This window comes from Litorivivens sp. (assembly GCF_041624475.1).
Taxonomy (GTDB): Bacteria; Pseudomonadota; Gammaproteobacteria; order Pseudomonadales; family Spongiibacteraceae; genus Litorivivens.
The window spans coordinates 301,494-326,498 of record NZ_JBFJUX010000002.1; the positions used below are offsets into that span (position 1 = coordinate 301,494).

The window sequence follows — 25,005 nt, forward strand, 5'->3', positions numbered from 1 at the left end:
CACCTTGCGGTGGCGCATTAAACCCGACTAGCGAGCGGCCTTGGCGACCTGGGATTTCGCAAAGACCGGCATGCTGTCTACCAGGATATGACTGGCTTCAACCAGCAGTGGATCGGGCTCATCCTTCTTGTTCTCGCCTTCTTCGCTGTCTTTTGTCTCCGCCTCTTCATCGTCTTCGTCAAGCTTGGCCAGTGGCTCCAGCCCTTTTGCGACACGGCGCTTGTTCTCAATCGTTAATTGCAGCTTGCGGCGTTCGTCTCGCTGTTTGCGCCGCAGTTCTTCGTTCAATGACAGCTTTTTCACGTTACGGAACTCGTCCATTTGTTCCAGCTGCTCACTCAGGAAGCGGAAATCCGGATTTTCGCTGACGCGCTTGCGGTGCTCTTTGCGCAGGCGGGGAAGTTCTGAATTAATGTCAAAGTAGGTGTGGTGATACACCGGCGCAATGGTATCCCAGGGCAGGGCATTGTCGAGGGTGCTTTCACCGACCAGTTCCTTGTCGTAAATAGCCGGGAACTCAATATCGGGAATAACACCATTGTGCTGGGTGCTTTCGCCTGAAATCCGGTAAAACTTTGACTCGGTGATCTTCAATTGACCATGTTGCAAGGGGTTGATTGACTGGACCGTGCCCTTGCCGAAGGACTGATTGCCGATTACCACACCGCGCTGGTAGTCCTGGATCGCGCCGGCGAAAATTTCAGATGCCGATGCACTCATCCGATTAATCAGTACGGCCAGCGGGCCATCGTAGAAATCGCTGCTGCGGCGCTTACCTTCGCGCTTGACCCAGGCATTGGCAAAACGGATCTGAACCGTCGGTCCGGATTCGATAAACAGGCCGGTCAGGGCATTGGCTTCCGCCAGTGAGCCACCGCCATTGTCTCGCAGGTCAATAATGATGCCTTCGGCACCATCAGCCAGCAGCTCTTTCATTAGGCGCTCGGTGTCGCGGGTGGAACTGCGGAAATCCGGGTCGCCCCGGCGCAGGGCCTCAAAATCCAGGTAAAAGGCCGGGATGCTGATCACGCCCACCTTGACGACACGGCCGTCACGGTAGACCTGAATCATCTTTTTCTGGGCGCTCTGTTCTTCCAGTTTGACTTCATTGCGCTCGATGGTGATGGTTTTGCGAACTTCTTCGCTTTGTGACACGGCCGGTATTACCTGCAATCGCACAAAGGTGCCCTTGGGGCCGCGAATCAAGTCAACCACGTCATCCAGCCGCCAGCCGATCACATCCTTGAACTCACCGTTCTTGCCCTCGGCCACCGCGATAATACGGTCTGACGGATGCAACTGACCGTTTTTGTCGGCGGGGCCTGCGGGAACCAGCCGCACCACCTTGGTGTATTCGTCATCGGATTGCAGCACGGCGCCAATACCTTCCAGTTTCAGGCTCATATTGATCTGAAAGTTTTCGGAAATGCGCGGCGAAAAATAATCCGTGTGGGGGTCGTAAATGGAGGCGAGGGCGTTCATGTAGTATTGGAACACGTCTTCGCTGGTGGATTGCTCCACCCGAGACAACTGGTTGGCGTAGCGCTTCAGCAGCAGTTCAAGAGAATCTTTTTCTTCCTTGCCGGAGAGCTTGAGCGACAGCACTCGATTTTTGATCTGCTTGCGCCAGAGATCGTCGGCTTCGCGGGCGTTGGCGGGCCACTTGGCGTCTTCCCTGTCCAGCTCAAGCTCTTCGTCGGCGGCGAAGTCGAAGTTTTTCACCATCTGGGGCAGTTCACCGATGGTTTTATTCAGTCTCTCAGTCAGGCGCTTGTGGTAACGGTTGTAAATAACAAAGCCGGCGCTGAGCTCGCCTTTTTTCAGCTCGTCGTCCAGTTGGCTGCGCAGGCGCTGAAATTCGTCGATATCCGTTTGCAGGAAAAACAGCTTTCCAGGATCGAGGGTTTTCAGATAGGTGTCCAACAGCAGACTGGAGGTCTTGTCATCGAGCTTAAGGTTGACGTAGTGCTCCTGCTCCAGCTGTTTGACGATCATTTTTGCGGTCTGCGACTGTACGGCAGTCGGCTGAAGTGGCGACACAGTCTCGACGACCGCCAGACTTGCAGAAGAAAGGAAAGCCAGGGCGGAGAAGGCCAGGACCAATCTTGTCGGGAGTTTGAATCTCATAGGTGTGTGCTTTCTAACTTCGTTGCTTAATGGCTATAGTAGCGCCCCTGTCCGGGCGGGTCACCCGTTGCTGCATGACCGGGCCGGGAAAGCGGCAATACTGACTAATTTCCTTGAACTCAAACAGCTTCAAGTTAAAACGCATAATCTGGTTCATAATTTATTTGCAAGTCATTGTTTTTGCTTGAATGTCAGCTGAAGTGTAACGTAAAACGTGCTTCCGACTCCGGGTGTGGAGGCCACGCTGACCGCACCGCGGTGCCGCTCAACCAGTTTTTTCACAATAGCCAGACCAATGCCTGAACCTTCCTGCTCATCTGAGTTGTTGACCCGTTTGAAGGTGCCGAAAATCTGATCAAGGTACTCGGCTTCAATACCGATTCCGTTGTCTTCCACCGCGATCGTGGCCATCTGACCATCGTTACTGTGTTCGTAGATACGAATCTGCGGCTTTCGGTCCGAACTGTAGCGAATAGCGTTCTGAATCAGGTTCTGAAAAACCCGCTGCAGGCCATTGCGATCGCCGTTGACCACAGGCAGCGGCTCAACAACAATCTCTGCGTCGTAATCGCGGATCATCGCCAGCAAATCACTCTGAATCTGGTTAATGCAATCCCCCAGATCGAGCGGTTCCATTTCAAGCACGGCGCTGCCGGCCCGGGAATAGGCGAGCATATCATTAATCAACAGGCTCATGCGCCGAGCGGCCTTTTTGATGTAGCCCAGATCGGTCGCTGCATTCTCGGATAAATCCGGCCCCAGATCGTCTTCCAGGAATTCGCAGAAACAGATCAGAGTTCGCAGGGGTTCCTGCAAGTCGTGGCTGGCAACGAAGGAAAATTCTTCGAGCTCCTCATTAATTTGCTGGATTCGCTCAGTCTGTTCTCGCTGCAGTCGGTCCATGACCTGGCGTCGAGAAATATCACCGAACACCACCACCGCGCCGATCACCTCGTCTTTTTCCACAATGGCGGTGCTGGTGTACTCAACCGGTATAGCACTGCCGTCTTTGCGCCAGAAGACCTCATCATCGATTCTACAGGTTTCGCCGTGCGACAGGGCGCGGTAGATAGGACAGTCCTGAACCGGAAACGCGCTGCCATCCTGATAGTGATGGTGGAACAACTCGTGAGCGTTCTTGCCCTGCAGCTCTGTTTCAGAAAACCCGAGAAGCTGCTCTGCCGCCGGGTTGGCAAAGGTGATATTGCCCTTCCGGTCCAGCCCGTAGATGCCTTCACCCACGTTTTCCAATATCCTGCTGACCCGCTGCCGATTGTCCTCAATCTCCCGCTCAAAGCGTTTTTGACCTGTGATATCTTCCGCCAGTCCAAGGATGTATTTCACCTCACCGGTGTCTGGATCAACGATGGGTACCTTGGTACTTTGAAACCATTGGGTTTCGCCGAAGACATCCATCGACCCGACTTCATGGACGATTTCACCTTGTTTGACGACCCGGTCATCACTGGCTATGTCGCCCTGCAGGCTATGCTCACCGAAGACCTCTTCGTTGGTTTTGCCTATCAAATCGGAGGTGGCTTCCCGTACGGCGTTCTGGCTTGCATGATTTGCTCTCAAAAAACGTCGGGTCTTGGCATCCTTGATGTAGAGGAGCATCGGCAGGTTATCGATCATGCTCTCCAGAAACTCTCGCTCTTGCCGCAATTCTCTCGTTTTGAGAGACACCAAGGCCTGGGCGGATTGATGAGCGCCGGTGGAGCTGATAATCAGCATGCTGACTGCGCCGATGATGATAAATCCGCCAAATACCAAAGGGGCAAGCCGTGAAGTCATCTGAGTGGTGATAATCTGACTGTCAAACCAGCTTTCCAGCTGCAGATTGCGGTCGAGGTAATCCAGAGCTTGAACCTGGGTAAAATTGGACTGGGGTCTGACTGTTTCTGACGTAAACAGGACCGTGTCGCTGGTCTTGTCGGTGAGGCGATAGCCTATCCCTGCTTGTTCCGCCAGCGCCTGCAGTGGGGCGACCATTTCGTCAATCTGGACAATGCTGAATACAGCATGCCCGGAGCCCCTGGAAGTAATTGGTGATGCCAATACATAAATCAATTCAGGGTTTTCAGTGCCTGCCATTTCAAGGGGGCCGGCCGTCGTAACGGTATCGCTCGATAGGGCGCGCTCAATAGCGCCGCGCCTTTGTTCCTCCGACAAGAGGTCGAATCCAAACGCCCTTGGGTGACGGTCAGACGGTTCAATATAAAACAGGGGCTGATAGTGCTTGCGCTGCGTTACTGGCCTCACACCTTGTGTGGTCTTTTCATAGATCTGGTAATTGTTCAGCCCTTCGCGGCGCGCTTGGGCGATATAGCGTTCTTTATCTTCATAAGCCACGCTAGGGGCCCAGCCCAAGGTGGGAGGGGACTCCATGGCTGTCGTGATGGCTTTGTAGAATTGCCGAAAATCCTCTCTGCTAACTTCACCTGATACTTCAAAAAGACCGTCTACATAACTCAGTATATTAGTTTTTTTATCCAGAAAGTCGGCTAGGTAGCTGTAGCCCAGCTGGCTGCGCACCTGCAGGTTGGATCGCAGTTCTGACTCAACCTGGTTTTTCCCCGAGATGTACGCTCCGGTCAGGAACAGAAACATCCCTATGGCTGGGAGGCAGATCAGCAGCTTCCGGCGAGGGGCTATCAAACCATTGCCTTGCATAAGGATGAGCGTGATAGGGGCAAAAACCACCACCCCAAGGCTGTCGCCCAGCCACCAGTTAAGCCAGTTGGCGCCGATGGCGGTGCCGCTTACGCCTCCGAAGAGATACAACACGGCGTTGCCGGAAGTCGCGGAAATCAACGAGGCAGCAGCCCCACCGACAATAATCAGAAATCCGAGTTGCCTAAGCGTCACCAGGTTCCAGGGCGGTTGGGTCCAGCGCATAACAAGCTTTGCGCCTATTACGGCCTGAAGGGAAGAGCCCGCTGCAATGAGCAACGGCACCAGCAAGGCCACCGATTCACCGGGCTGGGCCACCTGCAGATTGGCCCAGAATGAGCCGAGCAGTACACCCAGCGCCATCGGCGTACCCCATAGCATCACTGCAGCTAGTGCCAGCCCGGAGGGTGGCCAGATCGCAGTGGCATAGCCGGGCGGAATGGCAAATATCAAGCCAAGCTTTGCGAACAGATAGTACGCGAATGCAAGTAGCAGAATACGCAGAAAGACGCGGTGCGACGGAGTGTTATCGCTTGGTATTATCTGGGGCAAGCCTGCCTCCGCCGGGTACAGAATTCGGGTTGATCGTCTACAAACCCTTGAAGTCTAGCCTATTTTTGTCTCCTAGGCGGTACCCAGCTCTTTGGCATAGCCCTCATTCACTACCGTGCCTTGCTCGCCATAGGTGGCATGGCGTGGTTTACCGTGAAGGATTTCCAGGCCGCGGTTAACGAATTGCATCTGCGCCTGAATACTGGCGCCTGCCTGCTGGTTCATGGCCTGGCACTCGGCCAGCAGCTCTATAGCGGACTGCCAGTCGTTATCGACTAAGTCGTGTTGGCCGTAATCATTGAACATAGCTTTGACGGCTGTCTTGTCTGTCTCATTAACGCCAAGTTGAGTAAACATGCGTGACCGAAGCCGCACCAGCTGATCCAGATGGTCTGCGTAGCGGATTTTGCGTTCGGCAATTTCTATTAACACCGTTTTGTCGCTTTGGGCGAGGGCGTCTGACTCTTCAGCCAAAACCCCCTTAAACTGGTGGATGGCGGCGATAACGTCTCGGGTAATACTGATCAGATCCGTAGTGCGCGTCACAGGGTTTTCCTCTCTACAAACTTTTTATTCAACGGGCTTCAGGCTTGTAGCAGATGCTCAAGGTCAATTACCGCCTTGGCAATACGCTCGGCGTTAACCGAATACTCACCACTTTGGATGGCAGCCTTGACCTGCTCTACCTTTTCACGATCGAAGTCTCCGGCTTCATTGACTTTGCCCTGCAGCTGCTCGTAGGTAGATACCCCGCGGCTGGTGGCCTCTGCCGGAGCGGCGGCGGGCTGCTGGCTTTCGCTTTCGGAAACGGCCGCAGGGCGGCTGTTTGAGGGTTCCAGCCTGCGTGACTGGGGCATCCCAGAGTTGTCTATTTTGTCTACCATGGTCCTGATCGCCTGTCTGTTCGCGCCTACAAAACAATTATCGGCACTTTTTCAAAAACCTTTAGCCACTAAAGGATGATCTCAACCGTCTCTCCGGAGCGGACAATCCCTTCTACCACGCGGCCTGAGTTAACATTTCGCACCGTAATGCGCTCACCCAAACTGGCCTTGCTGGTGGCTACCCCGGCCATAGTGACGCCCACTGCGCCGCTGCGCGCCATTATCCTGACCGACTGGCCCCGTTTGATCATGACCGCAGACTCCACCATATTCGGGCTGATAACGGCACCCTGCGGAATGGCACGGCTTACGCGGTAGCCGCCATCCCGTTCCAAATTGCTGATATAGCCGTAACCCATTGCCGACACCTCCCGCTTTACCACCTGTACGTCGTGAGGGCTTAACACCGAGCCGGCGGGAAGCGGGCGGATGGCTACCAGCGCATTGGCATAGGCGCTTATGTTAACCGGAATATAGACCGTCCAGCCGGCACTGCCACTGCAGCGGACACCGACGGTTGTGCGCCGTTTGATCTGAGCCCGTGCCGGCAAAAAGGCCTTGAGCGCGCCATCGCAGCGGGGCAGGCGACTGCGGCTGTCGAGGCGGCCTGCTTCAATTCGGTGTTCCTGGTTCTTCCAGGGATTACGAGCTGCCACGTACCGCTCTGCGGCGCGGCGAATACTGCTCTCACTCTGCAGGCTTTCAGTCACAGCAGGTGCCGCCACAAGCATAGCCAGAAGCGCGCACAGCGCATGGCGGTGACGCGGTGCGCTTGGCTGTGTTCCCCCGTGTTTGCTCATAGCGTGATCCTCTTGTGTTCCAGCGGCTGTCAAAAAAATGTCGCGTTCACAACAGGAGAGCAATTAGCGTGCCAGCCAACAAATGTCAGCGTCATGATTTCTGTAAAAGCGAGCAGAAAGCGGCAGACGGAGAATTGCCGGCCGGGCGGCAAACCCTTGCCGCTCGCCAAAAAAATCCCGGGCCGGAATTTTGGCGATAAATACTAAGTGATTGTATTTAAAACGCATTTTAAAGTGGCACGGCTGTTGCAATGACCATTGCGAAAGCAGTCTGCCGTGCAAAGTCGGAGGGTTCTGACAACAACATCGGCAGGCGCCAACAGAACTTTAGGATTTTGTTATGCCACTGAACTTTGACACAGCGCTAGGCGTTCACGAACGCGCTCTCTATACGAGAGCAAAGCGTACCGAGGTTCTGGGTGCCAATATGGCCAACGTGGACACGCCAGGGTATCAGGCACGTGATCTGGATTTTCGCGCAGCCCTTGAAGGCGCGCAACAACAGAATTTGAGCGTAAGTCGCACGCGCTCAAACCATATTCAGCCGGATGGCGGTGCAGCGGCACTGGAAGCCCAACTGAAATATCGTGTGCCGAACCAACCCAGTCTCGACGGTAATACGGTTGAACTGCATATAGAGCAGGCCCAGTTTGCCGACAATGCGGTGCGCTATCAGGCGACGCTCACCTTTCTCGGCAGCAAGTTCAGCGGTCTGAAAGATGCCATTACTGGAGGTCGATAAGCATGTTTAAAGTCCTGGATATCGCCGGTTCCGCGATGAACGCCCAGCTGGTCAGGCTAAACACCACCGCCAGCAACATGGCCAATGCTGACTCGGTGGCCACAACAGAAGCCGAGGCCTACCGCGCCAAGCAGCCGGTGTTTGCAGCGCTGCTGCAGGAAACCGCCAATGCTGCCGCCGGCGTTCAGGTCACCGGCATTGTCGAAAGCCAGGCGCCGGTGATCAAGCGCTATGAGCCGGGGAATCCGATGGCAGACGCCGACGGCTATGTCTTTGGCTCCAATGTGAACGAGGTAGAGGAAATGGCCAATATGATTTCCGCCTCGCGCTCCTTCCAGAACAACTCGGAAGTATTCAACACCTCCAAAGATTTGATGATGCGCACCCTGCAGCTCGGACGATAAGGACTGAACCATGGAATTGAGAACGATCAGCGATATCCAGTCCCTGCAGGCTCAGAACGGCAAGCTCGGCAAGGAAAACCTGGGGCAGACCGAGTTTATGAAGCTCATGCTGGCGCAGATGCAGAATCAGGATCCGTTTAAACCGGTCGACAATGCCGAGTTTCTCGGTCAGATGGCCCAGTTCAGCACCGTGAGTGGCATTTCTGAAATCAATCAATCGATGGCCTCACTGGCGGACTCACTGAAGTCCTCGCAAATGCTGAATGCCGCTTCGCTGGTTGATAAGACGGCACTGGTCGCCTCACCGAGTGCGCCCTTCGATGGCAGTACCGCCATTCGCGGCCGGGTAGAGCTGCCAGCCTCAACCTCAGGCGTGCAGGTGGAAGTAGTGAAATCCAATGGTGAAGTGGTTCGGCGCATGTCGCTCGGGCCGCAGGCCGCCGGCACGGTGGATTACACCTGGGACGGTCGCGATAACGGCGGTAACAGCTTACCGGCTGGGGAATATCAGTTGAAGGTGAGCTACTTCGCCGGCAACCAACAGGAAGCTTTGGAAAACCATATTCACGCACAAATTACCAGTGTCAGTCTCCCTTCACAGGGTGGCAGCGCCAACATCGAACTCAAAGGGCTGGGCCAGTTCCAGCTCTCTGACGTCAAAAGCATCAGCTAGCCAGGAGAGCCACTATGAGCTTTGATATCGCAGTAACAGGCCTTAACGCCGCATCCAAACTTCTGGATACCACCGCCAACAATATCGCCAACGTCGGTACCACCGGTTTCAAACGTTCCAAAGCCGTTTTCTCCGATGTGTTTGCCAGCTCAATTACTGATTCGAGCGCTACCCAGACCGGCTCCGGTGTAAAACTGGCGAAAATCTCCCAGCAGTTTTCCCAGGGCAACGTTTCGCTGACCAACAACAACATGGACCTGGCCATTAACGGTGACGGTTTCTTTACGCTGAGCAGCGTTGATAAAGGGCTGGTCTACACCCGCGCCGGGGAATTCAGCGTCGACAAGGACGGCTACGTTGTAAACAGCAACCTCAACCGTCTGCAGATTTTCCCGTCAACAGGTAGTGGCTCCTTCGCCAGCGGCTCGCTGGTCGATCTGCAATTGGAAAACTCTACCTTTCCACCGCAGGCGACCTCAAACGCTACTATCGGCCTGAACCTGCCCTCGGGTGCGAGCGTGCCGGGTACCGGCCCCTTTGACCCCAATAACCTTAACACCTTCAATCACTCGTCATCGATGACCATTTACGATTCTCAGGGTTCATCGCACGCGGCAACGACCTACTATGTAAAAGATGCTGCGCCCAACAGCTGGAGCCAGTATCTCTACATCGATGGCACCGCCGTGGGTGGCGCCAACACGATGGTGTTTGACGGCGCCGGCGTGCTGCAGACCCCAGCCAGCGGTCAATTTACCTATCCTGCCTACACGCCCACTAATGGCGCGGGCGATATCAACCTGACGGCTGATTTTTCCAGCTCCACGCAATACGGCACCGATTTTGTAGTCAACAGCCTGTCTCAGGATGGCTTTGAATCCGGCATTCTCAGCGGGGTAGAGATCGATGCGAATGGCGTGGTGTCAGCGCGTTACTCCAATCAGGCGTCAGAGCAACTGGGCAAGGTAGCCATCACCCTGTTCAACAACCCGCAGGGCCTGCAGCAGGCGGGTAACAATACCTGGACCGAAACCTTCACCGCCGGCGCCGGCCGCCTGGGTGAGCCGGGCACCTCAAACTTCGGTTTGATTCAGTCCAGCGCGCTGGAAAGCTCGAATGTGGATCTTTCTGCCGAACTGGTGGAAATGGTCACAGCCCAGCGCAACTTTCAGGCGAACGCCCAGGTGATCTCGACGGCTGACCAGATCACTCAGGCCATCCTGAATATCCGCTAACCGGCGAGTGAGTAAAGACGATGGATAAATTATTGTATTTGGGAATGACCGGTGCCAAGCAGACCTCGCTGGCTCAGGCGACCAATGCCAATAATTTGGCAAACGTATCCACCACGGGCTTTCGCGCCGACTTCAACAGTCTGTTCGCTGAGCAGATTGCCGGCGCGGGACTGCCCAGCCGCAGCAACTCCGTGGCCTACGAGAAGGGTATCGATACCAACCCGGGGAGCCTGCAGCACACTGGCCGCACCCTCGATGTTGCGGTCAGTGGTGACGGTTGGTTTGCGGTACAAACGCCGGACGGACGCGAAGCCTATACCCGCCGCGGGGATCTGCAGCTGACCTCGGATGGTCAGTTGCTGACCGGGCAGGGTCATAACCTGCTGGGCGACGGCGGCCCCATCGCGATACCAGAACACAGCAGTATCAGCATTGGTGGCGACGGCAGTATCTCCATTGTGCCCTTGGGCCAGGGGCCCGATACCCAAATCGTTATTGACCGGATTCGCCTGGTTTCACTCGACGCCTCGCAGTTGGAGAAGGGTGAAGACGGCCTGATTCGCCAGCGCGACGGTGCCGAGGGTGTTAACGATGCCGGACTAAAACTGGTGTCCGGCGCGCTCGAGTCTTCCAACGTCAATGCCGTTGATTCGATGGTGCGCATGATTCAGCTGGCGCGCCGCTACGAAATGGACGTAAAAATGATGAGCACTGCAGGTGAGATAGCCGACGCCGGCGCAAGCCTGATGCGTCTCTCATAGCCTTTTTAAGCACAGGAGTACAACCGTGAATCCATCACTCTGGGTAGCCAAAACCGGTCTCGACGCGCAACAGACGCGGATGCAGGTGGTGAGCCACAACCTCGCCAACGCCAATACTGTCGGCTTTAAAAAGGGCAGGGCATCCTTTGAAGACCTGCTCTATCAGAACGTTCGCCAGGTCGGCAGTCAAACCTCCCAGCAAACTCGCGCAGCGACAGGTTTGCACCTTGGTACGGGTGTCAGGGTTGTTTCGACCGAGAAGGTTTTCACGCAGGGCACCGTAGCCCAGACCGGCAACTCGCTGGATATGGCGATCGACGGCCGCGGATTTTTCCAGATCACACTGCCCGATGGGACACCGGCTTACACCCGAACCGGTGAGTTTCAACTCGACGATCAGGGGCAGGTGGTTACACCGGCCGGGCATGTGGTTGAGCCCGGCATTACCATTCCCCAGGGAGCACAGGCCCTCAGCGTCGGTTCTGACGGCACCGTTACCGTTCAGCTGTCTGGCGGCAGTGCGCCGGTTCAGGTCGGTACTTTTCAATTAGTAGACTTCGTCAATCCGGAAGGCCTGGAACCTATGGGTGAAAACCTGTATCTCGAATCCGCTTCCAGTGGCACCGCTACGACCGGCACACCCGGCTTGAGCGGTCTGGGTACGATCATGGCGGGCGCGCTGGAAACCTCCAACGTGAATGTGGTGGAAGAGCTGGTCAATATGATTGAAACCCAGCGCGCCTACGAAATGAATTCCAAGGCCATCTCCACCAGCGATCAGATGATGCAATATCTGAACAACAATCTGTAGGAGAGCCGGCTGATGTATCGTGTAGTTGCCCTTGTTTCAGCACTGTTTCTGGCCGCCTGTAGCAGCGCACCGGACAAAGAGCCGGTGGACGATAATGCAGAAATCATGCGCGGCGTTAAAGAGCGCAGTGCCGAAAATGCGGGCTCAATCTACATGGCATCACGGGGGCTTAATCTGTTTCTCGATCGCCGCGCTCGGCAGGTTGGCGATTCCATTACCGTCACGCTGCTGGAACAGACCGATGCGTCAAAGCAGTCCAGCACCTCAACCGCCAAAGAGCAGTCTAACTCTATTCCCGGCGTGACCTTGTTCGGGCGCGGTGTCACCAAAGACGGTGTTCCGATTCTGGAAACGGCTATTGAAGCCGACCAGGAGTTTGCAGGACAGGGCTCGTCATCCCAGAGCAACAGCCTCACGGGCAGTATTACAGTAACTGTCGGCGACGTCTTGCCCAACGGCAATCTGCTGGTTCGCGGTGAAAAATGGGTGACTATCAATCAGGGTGAGGAATTTATCCGGGTAACCGGTGTTGTGCGACCCGAGGATATTGGCGCCGACAATTCCGTGCCGTCGTTCAAGCTGGCAGACGCCCGCATTACCTACAGCGGCAAAGGCGCCATCGCCGATGCCAATCGCATGGGCTGGCTGGGGCGTTTTTTCCAGTCGGTTCTGTCCCCGTTCTAGAGTGTAAACACTATGTACAAGACGCTGATCGTTGCACTGTTTAGTCTGATTCTCTCGGCCGAATTGTCCGCCGAGCGGGTCAAGGATCTGGTCGACGTGGCCGGGGTTCGAAGCAACCAGCTGGTCGGCTACGGCCTGGTGGTGGGCCTGAACGGTACGGGGGACCAGACCAGTCAGGCGCCGTTTACCATCCAGAGCATCAAGAACATGCTGTCCAACTTTGGCGTGCGCGTGCCGGACAATGTGAACCCGCAGCTGAAAAACGTGGCGGCCGTGTCTCTGCATGCCTCCTTGCCCGCGTTCGCCAAACCCGGACAGGCAATCGATGTTACAGTTTCGTCCATCGGCAATGCCTCCAGCCTGCGCGGCGGGAGCCTGTTGATGGCTCCGCTTATGGGTGCCGACGGTCAAGTATACGCCATGGCTCAAGGCAGCCTGCTGGTGGGTGGATTGGGCGTACAGGGCCGCGATGGCTCAAGAGTCTCGGTAAACATTCCCAGTGCCGGTCGTATTCCTAACGGCGCAACCGTGGAGCGCCCAGCGCCGAGCAGCATGACTGCTGACGGCACCATCTGGCTTAATTTGAAGATTCCAGACTTCACCACAGCCCATCGTCTGGCTGAGGAAATCAATGAAGCCTACGGCCCCATGGCGGCCGAAGCCATCGACGCCACCTCGGTTCGCGTTGCCGGGCCCAAGCAGAAATCCAAGTATGTCACCTTTATCTCCATGCTCGAGAATCTTGAGGTGAGCCCAGGTGAAGCACCGGCTCGTGTGGTTGTTAACTCGCGTTCCGGCACCGTGGTCATTGGCGGCAATGTGCGGGTGATGCCAGCGGCGGTCAGCCACGGCTCATTGACGGTTTCCATTGCCGAAGGGGCTACTGTCAGCCAGCCAGGGGCATTCTCAGAGGGGCAAACCGTGGTAATCCCGGATTCCGGTATCGAAGTGGAACAGGAAGAATCACGGATGTTTTTGCTGGAAACCGGTGTCACGTTGGAAGAGATTGTGAAAGCTATTAACAACGTTGGGGCTGCCCCCGGCGATCTGGTGGCCATTCTCGAAGCCCTCAGTCAGGCCGGTGCCCTGCGTGCAGAGCTGGTGGTTATCTGATGGAAATCGGCAGCGGCAGGCAGCACTTTAGCTACCACGATTTCGGCGGTTTTGCCGAGATGCGGCGGCAGGCGCAAAACCCGGACGGGGAGGGCGCCAAGGCCGCGGCTAAACAGTTTGAATCCATTTTTGTCCAGATGATGCTCAAGGAAATGCGCGACACGCTGCCCGAAGGGGGTTTGTTTGACGATAAATCCCTGCGTTTCTATCAGGACATGATGGACAAGGAATTGTCCCAAACCCTGGTCGCTGGTGGCGGCATTGGCCTTGCCGATGTGATTGAGCGGCAATTGACCTTTAGCCCGGAAGCCGACGCCCTGCGCGGCTCACTGACTCTGAACGCAGGCCAAACCGACAGCCATATCGACAAGGACGCAAACAATGAACGTTAAGTCAGCGACCCGCGCTGAGCGGAGGTTCTGAAATGGCCGATATGATGAATTCGGCGCTGTCGGCGATTGTCAGCTACCAGCGCGCACTGGCCACCACCAGCCATAACATTGCCAACGTCAACACGGAAGGTTATAGCCGACAAACGGTCTCGCTGAGTACCAATGTACCGCAGAACTTTGGCTTTGGCGCTATTGGAAGCGGCGTCAATGTCAGCAGTATTGAGCGTCAATTTGACCAGTTTGTACTCGACCAGATGCGCAGTTCCAGCAGCTCCTACCATCAGGCTCAGGCGTTTACCGACCTGGCCTCTCAGGTAGACGGGCTGTTATCTGACCCGAACAACGGCGTGTCGTCAGGACTCTCCTCTTTTTTCAATTCTCTGCAGTTACTGGCGGACGACCCCAGCTCGATTCCGGCGCGTCAGGCTGTGCTGGCTGAAGCCGATGCATTGACCAGCCGACTGGCAACACTGTCTGATCAGTTCAGCGGTATCAGCCAGGAGATCAACACCCGGCTGCGATCGTCGGTTGAGGAAATCAACGGCCTTACCGCGCGAATCGCCGAACTCAACGAATCTATTACAGCGGCCCGCGCACAAACCGGCGGCAACCCGTCCAATGACCTGCTCGATCAGCGCGACCAGGCGCTGCTAGAGCTGTCCAGCTTTATGGACATCAAGGTGGTCAAACAGGACGGTGATACCGTCAACGTGTTCACCAGTACCGGCGAATCCATTGTACTGAACAACCGCAGTATGAACCTCGGAACCACCAGCAACGAATATCAGCCAACCCGGCTGGAAGTCACCCTGAGCGGTGATCAGGGCACCCGTGAAATAAGCTCGCTGATTCGCGGTGGCAGTCTTGGTGGCGTATTGAATTTCCGTTCTGAACTGATGGACCCATCCATTGCCCAGTTGGGACAGCTGAGCTACGGGCTCGCCGAAACCGTCAACGCCCAGCACAATGCCGGCATGACCCTGAACGGCTCGCTGGGCGGGGATTTTTTCACGCTGGCGGCCCCGGAAGGCATCGCTTCGCGGGCCAATACCGGCGGTGCACTGGTCACGGTTGCAGTAACGGATGTCGGTGAGCTGACAACCGATAATTATCTGCTGCAATACAATGGCACCAGCTATCAAATGCTGAACGCGCGCACTGGCGATCCGGTAGCCACCTCAGGCTCTGGAACCGTAGGTGATCCGCTGCTGGCCGAAGGCATTAGCATCTCACTCAGCACCACGCCCAACGTCGGTGACCGTTTTCTGATTCAGCCCACCGCCAAAATGAGCGGCAGTCTGGCGCTGGCGGTAACCCGGCCCGATGATATAGCCGCCGCTGCTGCGACTCGCGTGAGTGCCGACTCTGCAAATCGCGGCGATGCGGCATTGGTGTCGTCGTCAGTCATCAACGCGAGCGATCCGCAGCTGCTTTCTACGGCGACCATTGAATTTCTTAGCCCGACGACCTACCAGATCAACGGTGCCGGCTCTTTCGCCTATACTTCTGGATCAGCGATCGATATTAATGGCACCCGCATGACATTGGACGGCACACCGGCGACCGGCGATCGTTTCAGTATCACCGCCAATATCGGTGGGGTAGGTGACAACCGCAACGCGCTGGCGATGGCCAATGTTCAGGATCGGGGCTTGTTCGACAGCGGCAATACCTCTGTGCTCAATGCAGCGAATACCTTGCTTGGTGATGTCGCCGTCGCAACCCGCTCGTCATCGATACAGGCCTCATCGCAACGGTCATTGCTGGAGCAGAATGTGGCCCGGCGCGAGTCGGTTTCCGGTGTAAATCTGGAGGAGGAGGCAGCCAATATGCTGCGTTTTCAGCAGGCTTATCAAGCCGCAGCCCAGGCAGTGAGCACCTCCAACTCCTTGTTTCAAACCTTGATCAACGCGTTTCGATAGTGGCCCCACAAGGATACGAGTGAGCATCCTATGAGAATTTCGTCCAACCAGCTGTTTCAGCAAGGCCTCAGCGCCATGCTGGAAAGGCAGTCAAGCTTGAGCCGGGCTCAACTCGAAATCAGCAGTGGTCAGAAAATGCTGTCGGCCGCCGACGACCCCGTGGGCGCCGTGCGCGCGGCCGGGCTGGACGCGGCGATTGCCCGTGGTGAGCAGTATATCGAGAACGCCAGCTTTGCCCGCACCCGGCTGTCGGCAGAAGAAAATGCCGTGGACAGCGCCGTGAATGTTATGCAGCGGCTGCGCGATCTGACCCTGCAGGCAAACAATGCCACCCAGAGCAACGAGTCACGTGCAGCCATTGCGCGAGAAGTCAGAGAGCAGCTGGGAAACCTGCTGCAGATTGCCAATACCGCCACCGGAGATGGTAATTATCTGTTTGCCGGGTTCCAGGAAAATGTAAAACCCTTCAGTTTCACTAACGGCAGCCTGAGCTACCACGGTGACGACGGTCGTCGGGAAATCCAGCTCGGCCCGAGTCGCACGGTGGCCGACGCCGACCCCGGTTCCCACGTCTTTGCGGGCATAAAGAAGGGCAATGGCGATTTTGAGGCGCTGGCCGCCGGTACCAATACTGGCTCGGCGGTGATCAGCAGCGGCTCGGTCACCGATTACGGCATCTGGGACGAGCGGGAATACCAGATCGTGTTTACCAGTCCGACCGACTATGAAATTCAGGACGATACTGCCACCGTGATAGCTTCTGGCAGTTATCGTGAGGGTGACAGCATTGGCTTTGCCGGTATCAATGTCACCCTGTCTGGCCCCGCCGAGACCGGCGACAGCTTTACGGTAAGGCCCAGTGAGCGTACCGATGTCATGTCGATTGTCGAGCAGCTTGCCCGGGAATTGGAAACCCCCAGAAGCAATGCCGGTGAGCGCGCAGCCCAGACTAACGGATTGAATGTGGTGCTAAATGACATATCCCGAGCGCTGGATCATCTTGTGGAAGTCCAGACCGGCATTGGCACGCGCCTGAATGTTGTAGATCAGGAAGTCGAGCTGAATGAGAACGTCAACCTGCAGCTTCAGCAATCCCTGTCCGGCATACGCGATGTGGATATGGTTGAAGCCGCCTCGCGTCTCAGTCAGAACCTGACCGGCCTCCAGGCCGCCCAGCAGGCCTTTGCGCGGGTGCAGCAGCTGTCCCTCTTCGAATTCCTGTAAGGATTGAATCGCAAACGCACGGTGTTAAAGCTGTGCGTTTTTTTATGGTGGCGTGGCCACCGTCAAAATACGTATATCTACCTAGTCAAAAAATCATAAAGTTCCCGCCAGAGACTCCGATAAGAACAGTGAAAGCGCGACGAGGCCATCCCGGCTGATGTCCCGACACACAAACTTGCACTCGTGAAGGAGTACAATCATGGCTCTAGTTATCAACACTAACGTGGCCTCTCTGAACGCTCAGCGTAACGTAGACCGTTCGCAGGGTGACCTCAATACGGCACTGCAACGCCTGTCGACCGGTCTTCGCATCAACAGTGCAAAAGACGACGCGGCCGGACTGGCGATTGCCACCCGATTCACCACCCAGATTAACGGTCTGAACCAGGCCGTGCGAAATGCCAACGACGGTATCTCACTGGCTCAGACCGGTGAAGCGGCCCTCGACGAAATCACCAACAACCTGCAGCGTATTCGTGAGCTGGCAGTGCAGTCGGCTAACGCCACCAACTCTGCATCAGACCGTGAAGCGCTGGATCTGGAAGTGCAGCAACGCCTGGCGGAGATTGACCGTATCGCGGGTCAGACTTCTTTTAACGGCCGCAAAATCCTCGATGGCTCCTTCGGCAGCGCGAATTTTCAGGTGGGCGCCAACGTCGGCGAGACCATCAGTCTCAACCTGCAAACCAGCATGCGCCTGGATTCGGTGGGTGCTACGGCTTCGGCTACCTCGGTCGATCTGGGCACCCTGATTACCGAAGGGACGGCTGCTGTAGCAGGATCCTATACTACCGGCCAGTTGAGTTCGCTTGATTTTTCTACGGCCTTCGCGGGTGGCTCTGCGGCTACCACTGGCGGCATTTCAGTTACTGATTATCAGGCTGGTGCTGCGGTAACATTCGACGTTGACGGTATTGCCATCAACCTGAACGCAGATTACACCAACCTTGCCGGTGTCACAGGCGCAATCCAGACTCAGCTGAATGCTACCAATAACGGTGAGTACACCGTCTCGGATGACGGCACAAACATCACCATCACCAAAACAGCAACAGCGACCAACCCGACTGATGCGGTAGTTATCGATAACGGTACGGGTACAACCGCTGCTGAGTTTACCGGAGCTACTGGCACGGCCGGAACCCAAACCAGCAACCTGGTGTTTGATGTGGATGGCACCACTGTCACTGTAAATAGCGACTTTACAGGCGACCTTGCTGGTCTGGTCGCAAATATCCAAGGTCAACTTACCGGGTATACGGTTGCGGCTGATGGCGCGGCTGGATTCAGTATCACCAGTGATACCGCTGGCACGGGAACGCCCGCAGTCGTCGATAACTTCCAGACTACCTCTATCACTGGCGCCAGCGGTGGTACAGCTGTCACCGCGGCTGATGCGGTGGCTGCAACGACCCTGGATGTCAGTGGCGACTTTAGCATCGCCATCGGAGATGCTACCGCGGTAGCCGTCGCCGATGCCAGCTACTCTACGGCACAGAGTTTTGTTGACGCGATCAATCAAGCCCTGGCCGGTAATGGCACGGCAGAGTTGAACGACGATGGCACGCTAACCATTAACGCTTCTGAAGCGATTGCTTTTAGCGGTGGCCTGGAATCGACGCTGACGCTGACAGATGCCGCGGTATCGGGAAACCTGTCTTCGGTTAACGTGACGACCGTAGCGAGCTCCAACGATATGCTGCGTCGAACTGACTCTGCTCTGACTTCAGTCAGTGACCTGCGCAGCAACTTCGGTGCGATTCAGAACCGTTTTGAGTCCACTATCACCAACCTGCAAACCATCTCCGAGAACCTGTCTGCCTCGCGCAGCCGGATTCAGGACGCAGACTTTGCGGCCGAGACAGCAAAGCTGACCCGCGCCCAGATTCTGCAACAGGCGGGTATCTCCATCCTGGCGCAGGCAAATGCGGCACCGCAAAGTGTTCTGGCCCTGCTGCAGTAAGCGGGTGACATCGACCCGCCGGGAACACCCGGCGGAGTCAAGCGAGAGGGGGGATAGCCGCAGTGGCTATGCCCCGTTTTGCGTTTCCGCTTTCGGATCCAGTAGCCACGTGGTAAGCGAGGTGAAATGATGGATATCAACGTAAACAAAAGCTTGGGCCTGGGGATTGCTGAATCGGCAAAACCCAACCCGCCCAACCCTAATACCGGCAAACCTTTGCCGCTGCAGCCGGCTGGCTCGGTGCAGGCGGCCAGCGCCGAGCAGGCACAAGTCAGAACTGAACCGGCAAAACCGGCACCGCCGCCACCCGAACCGGCGCTAAGTGAAGAAACCGTAGCCCGGCTTAATGATGCATTAAAGGATCGCGCCAGAGAACTGGAGTTTTCGGTAGATGACGACAGTGGCCGCACCATCGTCCGCGTTATTCACAAGGAGAGTGGCGAGGTTATCAGGCAGTTACCGCCGGAAGTGGTACTGCGCTTTGCCGAGGCCTTTACCCAGGGTACCGCCAGTCTGCTGGAAGAGTTTGCGTGATTGGCTCAAGACTTGCATCGCTTAGTGCGATAAACAACGGCAATTTACTGCACGTGGAGCAGGGCTGAGCTATGGCACAAATTATATCCGGCGGCATTGGATCTGGAATAGACGTTTCCGGGCTGGTATCGCAGTTGGTTCAGGCTGAAAGGGCTCCGGTGGAAAATCGCCTCAACTCAAAAGAATTCAAAGCCCAATCCAAGCTCTCTGCCTATGGAACCTTGAAATCGTCATTAAGCAAATTCCAAGCCGCGCTCGATGCGCTCAAAGAAAGCAGCCTTTATGAAGGGCGCAAAATCAGTACCAGTAACAAAGACCTCTTTACCGTCAGTGCAGACGCCTCTGCGTCGGTCGGCAGCTATACCATCCAGAGCGAAAATCTGGCCAGCCGTCACAAACTGGCCTCCGCCGCCTTCGCCAGCGATGATACCTCGGTAGGAACCGGCACTCTGACGTTTACGGTTAATGGTGAAAGCTTCGCTGTCGATATCGAAAGTGGCGGTGACTCGCTGTCCGCGATCCGGGATGCGGTGAACGAGGCCAGCGACAATGTTGGCGTAAGTGCCGCGATTATTCGCGATGAAAACGGTAGTCGTCTGGTCCTTACCGCCGACGACACCGGCGCCGACAATGTTATATCCATCAGCGCTGCAACGACGGGGACAGATACCGGTGATTTAAGCCAGCTCACCTATGACCCCAACGCACTTCCGGAAAACAACCCACTGACCGAGCAGCAGGCTGCGTTGGACGCAACCCTGATTATTGATGGCTTTACCGCCAAAAGTTCAACCAATACCTTCAACGATGTTGTTGATGGCATCACCATTACGCTGAAAGACAGCGAGCCGGGGCAGCAGGAATCCCTCGATGTCAGCCTCGATAAAGCCGCCGTAAAAAAAGCCGTAGACCAGTTTGTCGAAGCCTACAATGCGCTGCGCACCAACCTGAATACGCTCAAAGCCTACGACCCGGAGAGCGGCGTTGCCGGCAAACTGCAGGGAGATGCCACCACCAATCGCCTGTCCAGCCAGTTGCGACAAGCCATCAGCAATACCGTGACCGACGCTGGCTCAGACCTCGATACGCTGGCCGAGATAGGTATAACTACTAACTTTGAAAACGGGACATTGGAGATCGATAGCGATATGCTCGGCGAGCTCGTTGATGACCGTTTTGATGATTTTGTTTCACTGTTCGCCGGCGACAATGGTATGGCTTCGCGCCTCGATGCGCTGGCCGATCAGTACACAAAGTTCGAGGGCACACTCGATACGCTGTCGAACGGACTGAAGTCACAGATCGATGGCATTACCGACCAGCGAGAAAGCCTTGTGCGTCGTCTGGCGACCATTGAAGCGCGTTACCTGCAGCAGTTTAATGCGCTGGATACTCTCATTGGGGAATTGAACCAGACCAGCAGCTTTCTCACGTCGCAGCTTGCCAATCTGCCGGGCTTTACCTTTGAGAAGTAGATAGGTAGTTACCGTAAAACGGCTAAAGATTGTAGCGCGAAAGCCGATAGCCTAAGTAGTAGAGGCTGAAGCAAGCGAGGAAACATTCATGAGTTATTCCAATGGCCAGGCCCTGAACGCCTATAACGCCGTTAGCACTCGAACCCGCATAGAGTCGGCCAGCCCACACAGGCTTATCAGTCTGCTGCTCGACGGCGCATTGGAAAAGATCGCCGTGGCCAAGGGGCATATTCAGCGAGACGATATTGCTGCCAAGGCACAGGCCATCGGGCGGGCTATCTCTATTATTGATGGTCTGCGTCTCAGTCTGGATCACTCGGTCAAAAATGACATTACCGACAACCTGGATGAGCTATACAGCTACATGGAGCGGCGCTTGATGTTCGCCAACCTCAAGTCAGACGTTAGCATCCTGGACGAAGTCAGCGACCTGTTGCGAGAGTTGCATGAAGCCTGGGCCGCCATTGGCGATCAGGAATCCAAACGGTCGGTTGCCGCCGTAGAGTAGGGCCTAGATGAATAACGAAAAGGTCGTATCAATTCAAAGCAAAGCGCTCGCCGAGTGCCGGGACAAACTGGAGAAAATACTCGGCCTCAGCGAGGCAATTCTCGAGGCGGCGCAAGAGGGCGACTGGGAGCTGGCCTTGGCGCGGCAGCGTTTTCGCAGCGCCCAACTGACCGACTTCTATTCCCAGGGTGATGATTTGCCACAGGAAGTGGCTGAAATGATCGCGCGCGGCATCCGCAAGATACTAGCGATAGACTCCAAAGTCACCGACCTCGCCTGCAAAGGCAAAGCCTCCCTTCAGGAAGAGGCGGCAATCAAGCAGCGAAAAGGGCTGGCCGCCAAAACCTACCTTAGCCAAAACCCGTAAAGTTCATTACCTGACAAGGTAATGAGGGTTTATGCGTATATTTATCCTGTTTAACACCGCTTACCCTAGTCGTTAGTCTTAGAGGTATGGCTGCTTCATCAGTCTATCCTCAAAGCGCAAAAGCGCTTTCAGATTTAGCATAGTGCGATGGTGATTACGGGAAGTCGTAGGGAAACGATTTAATCGCTATTTGGGGATCGTCGAGTAGATGCAGCGAGAATAATGATGGCTGACGCCAAACATAACGTAACCTACATCAACAAAGATTGCGGTCCTCTCGGGCACTCCAAGGCTCAGCGCTCGATGCGCCAGTTAATCGATCAGGTAGCTGCCTTCGATACACTGGTTCTGATTCAGGGCGAATCCGGTAGTGGCAAGGAAGTTGTTGCAAAGGCGATTCACAATGCCTCAGCCCGAAAAGACAGCCCCTTTGTTCCGGTGAATTGTGGTGCAATTCCCGCTGACCTTCTGGAATCGGAACTTTTTGGCCATGAAAAAGGCGCGTTTACCGGTGCCATCACCGCGCGTAAAGGCCGTTTCGAGATGGCAGAGGGCGGCACGCTGTTTCTCGACGAAATCGGCGACATGAGCTTCAATATGCAGGTAAAACTGCTACGGGTGTTGCAGGAGCGCTGTTTCGAGCGAGTGGGGAGCAATCAGACCATACAGTGCAACGTCCGTATTCTGGCGGCGACGCATCGTGATCTGGGCGCCATGATTGAGGATGGCACCTTTCGCCATGATCTCTACTATCGACTGAATGTCTTCCCCATTGCGGTGCCGCCGCTTCGCGAACACCTGGATGATCTGCCGGAACTGGTTGCCCACTTTCTGGAGCGCTTCAAAAACAGGGGTATGAATATTCCGCGTTTTACCAAAACGGCGCTGGATGCCCTGCAGGGCTATAGCTGGCCCGGTAATGTGCGCGAGCTTGAAAATATTCTGGAGCGGCTGGCGATAACCCACGGCGGCCGCTTGGTCAGTGCCCGGGATTTACCGTGCCCCATTGGCTCACCGCTGGCCAGTGCCGAAACAGCAGAAGAAATCAGTTTTCTGCTCGGTGACGCCAACGATAAACCCGATGATGACGTGTCGGCTAATGACCCGGTTCTCGATTTGCCAGAAGAGGGTTTTGATCTCAAGGCGCATATGCAGGCATTGGAAAAGCAGTTTATTCTTCAGGCGCTGGAGCGCGCCAACGGCACGGTCACCCAGGCAGCGAAACTGCTGGGGCTGCAGCGCACAACACTGGCCGAGAAAATGAAAAAGCTGCAGATGGCCTGAAGCGATACGCAGCCGTAGTACAAGCCGCCCATGAGGCGGTTTTTTTTCGCCAAAAATCCGGCGACAAAATTTTGTCATGACACTGCGTGGAAATCTGTATCACGTTGATATAAAAGGAATTATTTGAATGGCACACCGTTTGCAGTGGCTAAGGCAACTGCAATCAATGAGTCACGGTGCCATGAGCCTGAAACCCAAAAACGCCCGCTTGCTGATAATCGACTCGACACCTGCTGCGGCGCTGTCGATGAAGCGTTCGCTGCTCCACGCCGGCTACCAGGTCGATTGTTGTCATAGCGAGCAGGACGCCGTCTCCGCCCTCCAGGCAGCGCAATATAGTCTGATTCTATGCGAGCAGGCTTTCTTCGAAGCTAACGCCGTATTAGCAGCCATGCGCTCCCATTCTACCCAGGTGCCGGTGCTAGTTACCGCCAGCACACAAACCGTAAACGCCGTCGTTGAGGCGGTGAAAAACGGCGCGGCAGATTTTCTGTCAAAGCCCGTTGATCCGGCGATGTTACTCAAAGTCGTCGCAGAATATGTTCCCGAGGAAGCCACCAATAACCTGATCGCTGCCGATGCAGCCACCCTTAAAATCTGCGAACTGGCTGCCCGAGTGGCTTCAACGGATGCCACTGTGCTGATCAGCGGCCCCAGTGGCGTTGGCAAGGAAGTTTTTGCACGCTATATCCATCAGCAGTCCTCCCGCGCTGAACAGCCCTTTATTGCTCTTAACTGCGCGGCCATTCCGGAGAACATGCTGGAAGCGATGCTGTTCGGCTACGAGAAGGGCGCCTACACCGGAGCAGTCAATAACCACATTGGTAAATTTGAGCAGGCCCAGGGCGGCACCCTGCTACTGGATGAAATCAGTGAGATGGATCTGTCGCTACAGGCCAAGTTACTCCGTGTGCTGCAGGAGAAAGAACTCGAGCGCCTCGGTGGTAAACGTACAATCCGTCTCAATGTGCGCGTCTTGGCGACCACCAACCGCAACCTGCGCCAGGCGGTAGCCCGCAGTGAGTTCCGCGAGGATCTGTTCTATCGCTTAAATGTCTTTCCCTTGGCGATACCGCCATTGCGAGAGCGCAGCGCTGACATTATTCCTCTGGCCCGCCACTTTGTGGCTCAGAGCCGCGATGCCGAACAAGGCGCCAACAGTCGCCTGTCGTCGGCTGCTGAACAGAAGCTGTGTGGTTATCACTGGCCCGGCAATGTGCGTGAGCTGGACAACGTGATACAGCGTGCCCTTATCCTGCAGTCCCGCCTTACTATCGAAGCGGAAGATATTCAGTTTGAAAGCCTCGGGCTTCAGGATAGCGCTAATGAAATCAGCAGTATCACGCTCGCTGATGATAACGGCGGACTCAACGCCTGGATGCGCAATCAGGAACATCAACAGATTCAAAACGCGATTCAACAGGGCGGCAGCAAAAAGGAAGCCGCCGCCATTCTCGGCATCAGCCCGCGGACCCTGCGATATAAGTTGCAGCGCCTGCGCGAAGCACAGTTTGCGAGTTAAGGGGAGTACACCATGTCTGACAATATGCGCGTAGACAGTATCCTCAGCCAGATCCGGGCGATCCGCAACGAGGTCAAACCTACCGCTCCGGAGGGAGTCACCCCGCTTCGCGAGGTAGAGCCAGCACAGGACAGTTTTGCCAAATTACTGACGGAATCTGTTAGCGCCGTCAGCGAGACCCAGAAAAGTGCAGCGGGGCTTGCCGAAGCCTTTGAGCGGGGCGACCCCAATGTCAGCCTTGCCGAAGTCATGGTCGCTTCCCAGAAATCCAGCGTGGCTTTTACCGCCATGGTGGAAGTCCGTAACAAAATGATTGATGCGTATCAGGAAGTGATGCGCATGTCGGTGTAACAGG

25 protein-coding genes are annotated in these 25,005 nt (G+C 55.8%); 19 read left to right on the plus strand and 6 right to left on the minus strand.

Annotated features, from left to right (window positions below; genetic code table 11):
- Positions 1 to 27 precede the first annotated feature (27 nt).
- The 6 genes from ABY734_RS04125 to flgA form a co-directional block, all read right to left on the minus strand.
- Entirely contained in the window at positions 28 to 2,127 is a 2,100-nt protein-coding gene (locus ABY734_RS04125; RefSeq protein ID WP_372777715.1) for a carboxy terminal-processing peptidase, read from the minus strand.
- A 13-nt stretch (positions 2,128 to 2,140) separates the two neighbouring features.
- On the minus strand, positions 2,141 to 2,284 hold the full coding sequence (locus ABY734_RS04130; RefSeq protein ID WP_372777716.1) for a hypothetical protein: 144 nt from the start codon (positions 2,282 to 2,284) through the stop codon (positions 2,141 to 2,143).
- 14 nt (positions 2,285 to 2,298) lie between these two features.
- Positions 2,299 to 5,352, minus strand: coding sequence for a CHASE domain-containing protein (locus tag ABY734_RS04135; protein ID WP_372777717.1), 3,054 nt, complete (start codon positions 5,350 to 5,352; stop codon positions 2,299 to 2,301).
- Between the two features lie 72 nt (positions 5,353 to 5,424).
- Positions 5,425 to 5,898, minus strand: coding sequence for a flagella synthesis protein FlgN (locus ABY734_RS04140; RefSeq protein WP_372777718.1), 474 nt, complete (start codon positions 5,896 to 5,898; stop codon positions 5,425 to 5,427).
- Positions 5,899 to 5,936: 38 nt separating this feature from the next.
- On the minus strand, positions 5,937 to 6,236 hold the full coding sequence (gene flgM / locus ABY734_RS04145; protein WP_372777719.1) for a flagellar biosynthesis anti-sigma factor FlgM: 300 nt from the start codon (positions 6,234 to 6,236) through the stop codon (positions 5,937 to 5,939).
- A 68-nt stretch (positions 6,237 to 6,304) separates the two neighbouring features.
- Positions 6,305 to 7,036 (minus strand): flagellar basal body P-ring formation chaperone FlgA, encoded by a 732-nt coding sequence (flgA, locus tag ABY734_RS04150; RefSeq protein ID WP_372777720.1) that lies wholly within the window; start codon positions 7,034 to 7,036, stop codon positions 6,305 to 6,307.
- Positions 7,037 to 7,376: 340 nt separating this feature from the next.
- On the opposite strand from flgA, the gene flgB reads away from it, so the two are divergent.
- The 19 genes from flgB (at position 7,377) to fliE (ending at position 25,001) form a co-directional block, all read left to right on the plus strand.
- On the plus strand, positions 7,377 to 7,778 hold the full coding sequence (gene flgB, locus ABY734_RS04155; protein WP_372777721.1) for a flagellar basal body rod protein FlgB: 402 nt from the start codon (positions 7,377 to 7,379) through the stop codon (positions 7,776 to 7,778).
- A complete protein-coding gene (flgC, locus tag ABY734_RS04160) occupies positions 7,775 to 8,182 on the plus strand; it encodes a flagellar basal body rod protein FlgC (RefSeq protein ID WP_372777844.1) in 408 nt (135 codons plus the stop codon). The genes flgB and flgC overlap by 4 nt, the downstream gene beginning before the upstream one ends.
- A 10-nt stretch (positions 8,183 to 8,192) precedes the next feature.
- Complete coding sequence (locus ABY734_RS04165; protein ID WP_372777724.1) at positions 8,193 to 8,855, plus strand: flagellar hook assembly protein FlgD; 663 nt, start codon at positions 8,193 to 8,195, stop codon at positions 8,853 to 8,855.
- Between the two features lie 14 nt (positions 8,856 to 8,869).
- Positions 8,870 to 10,090, plus strand: coding sequence for a flagellar hook protein FlgE (flgE, locus tag ABY734_RS04170; RefSeq protein ID WP_372777725.1), 1,221 nt, complete (start codon positions 8,870 to 8,872; stop codon positions 10,088 to 10,090).
- Between the two features lie 20 nt (positions 10,091 to 10,110).
- Positions 10,111 to 10,851 carry a flagellar basal-body rod protein FlgF gene (gene flgF, locus ABY734_RS04175; RefSeq protein WP_372777727.1) on the plus strand — a complete coding sequence of 247 codons (741 nt, stop codon included), beginning with the start codon at positions 10,111 to 10,113 and terminating at the stop codon, positions 10,849 to 10,851.
- A 25-nt stretch (positions 10,852 to 10,876) separates the two neighbouring features.
- Complete coding sequence (flgG, locus tag ABY734_RS04180; RefSeq protein WP_372777728.1) at positions 10,877 to 11,662, plus strand: flagellar basal-body rod protein FlgG; 786 nt, start codon at positions 10,877 to 10,879, stop codon at positions 11,660 to 11,662.
- A gap of 12 nt (positions 11,663 to 11,674) precedes the next feature.
- The gene (gene flgH / locus ABY734_RS04185) at positions 11,675 to 12,346 is read left to right on the plus strand and encodes a flagellar basal body L-ring protein FlgH (protein WP_372777729.1); all 672 of its coding nucleotides are present in this window, start codon (positions 11,675 to 11,677) and stop codon (positions 12,344 to 12,346) included.
- Positions 12,347 to 12,358: 12 nt separating this feature from the next.
- Complete coding sequence (locus tag ABY734_RS04190; RefSeq protein WP_372777731.1) at positions 12,359 to 13,459, plus strand: flagellar basal body P-ring protein FlgI; 1,101 nt, start codon at positions 12,359 to 12,361, stop codon at positions 13,457 to 13,459.
- On the plus strand, positions 13,459 to 13,851 hold the full coding sequence (locus tag ABY734_RS04195; RefSeq protein ID WP_372777732.1) for a rod-binding protein: 393 nt from the start codon (positions 13,459 to 13,461) through the stop codon (positions 13,849 to 13,851). Before ABY734_RS04190 ends, ABY734_RS04195 begins: the two co-directional genes overlap by 1 nt.
- Positions 13,852 to 13,883: 32 nt before the next feature.
- Positions 13,884 to 15,773 (plus strand): flagellar hook-associated protein FlgK, encoded by a 1,890-nt coding sequence (gene flgK, locus ABY734_RS04200; RefSeq protein ID WP_372777734.1) that lies wholly within the window; start codon positions 13,884 to 13,886, stop codon positions 15,771 to 15,773.
- A gap of 30 nt (positions 15,774 to 15,803) precedes the next feature.
- A complete protein-coding gene (gene flgL, locus ABY734_RS04205) occupies positions 15,804 to 16,997 on the plus strand; it encodes a flagellar hook-associated protein FlgL (RefSeq protein ID WP_372777735.1) in 1,194 nt (397 codons plus the stop codon).
- Positions 16,998 to 17,196: 199 nt separating this feature from the next.
- Entirely contained in the window at positions 17,197 to 18,960 is a 1,764-nt protein-coding gene (locus tag ABY734_RS04210; protein WP_372777736.1) for a flagellin, read from the plus strand.
- Positions 18,961 to 19,089: 129 nt separating this feature from the next.
- Entirely contained in the window at positions 19,090 to 19,494 is a 405-nt protein-coding gene (locus tag ABY734_RS04215; RefSeq protein ID WP_372777737.1) for a flagellar protein FlaG, read from the plus strand.
- A gap of 71 nt (positions 19,495 to 19,565) precedes the next feature.
- Positions 19,566 to 20,969 carry a flagellar filament capping protein FliD gene (gene fliD / locus ABY734_RS04220; RefSeq protein ID WP_372777739.1) on the plus strand — a complete coding sequence of 468 codons (1,404 nt, stop codon included), beginning with the start codon at positions 19,566 to 19,568 and terminating at the stop codon, positions 20,967 to 20,969.
- Between the two features lie 88 nt (positions 20,970 to 21,057).
- Entirely contained in the window at positions 21,058 to 21,477 is a 420-nt protein-coding gene (fliS, locus tag ABY734_RS04225) for a flagellar export chaperone FliS (protein WP_372777740.1), read from the plus strand.
- Between the two features lie 7 nt (positions 21,478 to 21,484).
- Complete coding sequence (locus ABY734_RS04230) at positions 21,485 to 21,844, plus strand: flagellar protein FliT (RefSeq protein WP_372777741.1); 360 nt, start codon at positions 21,485 to 21,487, stop codon at positions 21,842 to 21,844.
- Between the two features lie 225 nt (positions 21,845 to 22,069).
- Complete coding sequence (locus ABY734_RS04235) at positions 22,070 to 23,128, plus strand: sigma-54 interaction domain-containing protein (protein ID WP_372777742.1); 1,059 nt, start codon at positions 22,070 to 22,072, stop codon at positions 23,126 to 23,128.
- A gap of 127 nt (positions 23,129 to 23,255) precedes the next feature.
- Positions 23,256 to 24,650: a sigma-54-dependent transcriptional regulator gene (locus tag ABY734_RS04240; RefSeq protein ID WP_372777743.1), complete on the plus strand. Its 1,395-nt coding sequence runs from the start codon at positions 23,256 to 23,258 to the stop codon at positions 24,648 to 24,650.
- Between the two features lie 12 nt (positions 24,651 to 24,662).
- Entirely contained in the window at positions 24,663 to 25,001 is a 339-nt protein-coding gene (gene fliE, locus ABY734_RS04245) for a flagellar hook-basal body complex protein FliE (RefSeq protein ID WP_372777745.1), read from the plus strand.
- Positions 25,002 to 25,005 lie beyond the last annotated feature (4 nt).

Excerpts from the sequence above, each read along its gene's own strand:
- flgA (WP_372777720.1), bottom strand. The coding sequence starts at position 7,036 with ATGAGCAAACACGGGGGAACACAGCCAAGCGCACCGCGTCACCGCCAT.
- fliD (WP_372777739.1), top strand. The coding sequence starts at position 19,566 with ATGGCACAAATTATATCCGGCGGCATTGGATCTGGAATAGACGTTTCC.
- flgM (WP_372777719.1), bottom strand. The coding sequence starts at position 6,236 with ATGGTAGACAAAATAGACAACTCTGGGATGCCCCAGTCACGCAGGCTG.
- ABY734_RS04190 (WP_372777731.1), top strand. The coding sequence starts at position 12,359 with ATGTACAAGACGCTGATCGTTGCACTGTTTAGTCTGATTCTCTCGGCC.
- ABY734_RS04215 (WP_372777737.1), top strand. The coding sequence starts at position 19,090 with ATGGATATCAACGTAAACAAAAGCTTGGGCCTGGGGATTGCTGAATCG.
- flgK (WP_372777734.1), top strand. The coding sequence starts at position 13,884 with ATGGCCGATATGATGAATTCGGCGCTGTCGGCGATTGTCAGCTACCAG.
- ABY734_RS04230 (WP_372777741.1), top strand. The coding sequence starts at position 21,485 with ATGAATAACGAAAAGGTCGTATCAATTCAAAGCAAAGCGCTCGCCGAG.
- ABY734_RS04240 (WP_372777743.1), top strand. The coding sequence starts at position 23,256 with ATGGCACACCGTTTGCAGTGGCTAAGGCAACTGCAATCAATGAGTCAC.
- ABY734_RS04235 (WP_372777742.1), top strand. The coding sequence starts at position 22,070 with ATGGCTGACGCCAAACATAACGTAACCTACATCAACAAAGATTGCGGT.
- ABY734_RS04195 (WP_372777732.1), top strand. The coding sequence starts at position 13,459 with ATGGAAATCGGCAGCGGCAGGCAGCACTTTAGCTACCACGATTTCGGC.
- ABY734_RS04125 (WP_372777715.1), bottom strand. The coding sequence starts at position 2,127 with ATGAGATTCAAACTCCCGACAAGATTGGTCCTGGCCTTCTCCGCCCTG.
- ABY734_RS04210 (WP_372777736.1), top strand. The coding sequence starts at position 17,197 with ATGGCTCTAGTTATCAACACTAACGTGGCCTCTCTGAACGCTCAGCGT.
- flgE (WP_372777725.1), top strand. The coding sequence starts at position 8,870 with ATGAGCTTTGATATCGCAGTAACAGGCCTTAACGCCGCATCCAAACTT.
- fliE (WP_372777745.1), top strand. The coding sequence starts at position 24,663 with ATGTCTGACAATATGCGCGTAGACAGTATCCTCAGCCAGATCCGGGCG.
- ABY734_RS04165 (WP_372777724.1), top strand. The coding sequence starts at position 8,193 with ATGGAATTGAGAACGATCAGCGATATCCAGTCCCTGCAGGCTCAGAAC.
- flgB (WP_372777721.1), top strand. The coding sequence starts at position 7,377 with ATGCCACTGAACTTTGACACAGCGCTAGGCGTTCACGAACGCGCTCTC.
- flgH (WP_372777729.1), top strand. The coding sequence starts at position 11,675 with ATGTATCGTGTAGTTGCCCTTGTTTCAGCACTGTTTCTGGCCGCCTGT.
- fliS (WP_372777740.1), top strand. The coding sequence starts at position 21,058 with ATGAGTTATTCCAATGGCCAGGCCCTGAACGCCTATAACGCCGTTAGC.
- flgL (WP_372777735.1), top strand. The coding sequence starts at position 15,804 with ATGAGAATTTCGTCCAACCAGCTGTTTCAGCAAGGCCTCAGCGCCATG.
- ABY734_RS04130 (WP_372777716.1), bottom strand. The coding sequence starts at position 2,284 with ATGAACCAGATTATGCGTTTTAACTTGAAGCTGTTTGAGTTCAAGGAA.
- flgF (WP_372777727.1), top strand. The coding sequence starts at position 10,111 with ATGGATAAATTATTGTATTTGGGAATGACCGGTGCCAAGCAGACCTCG.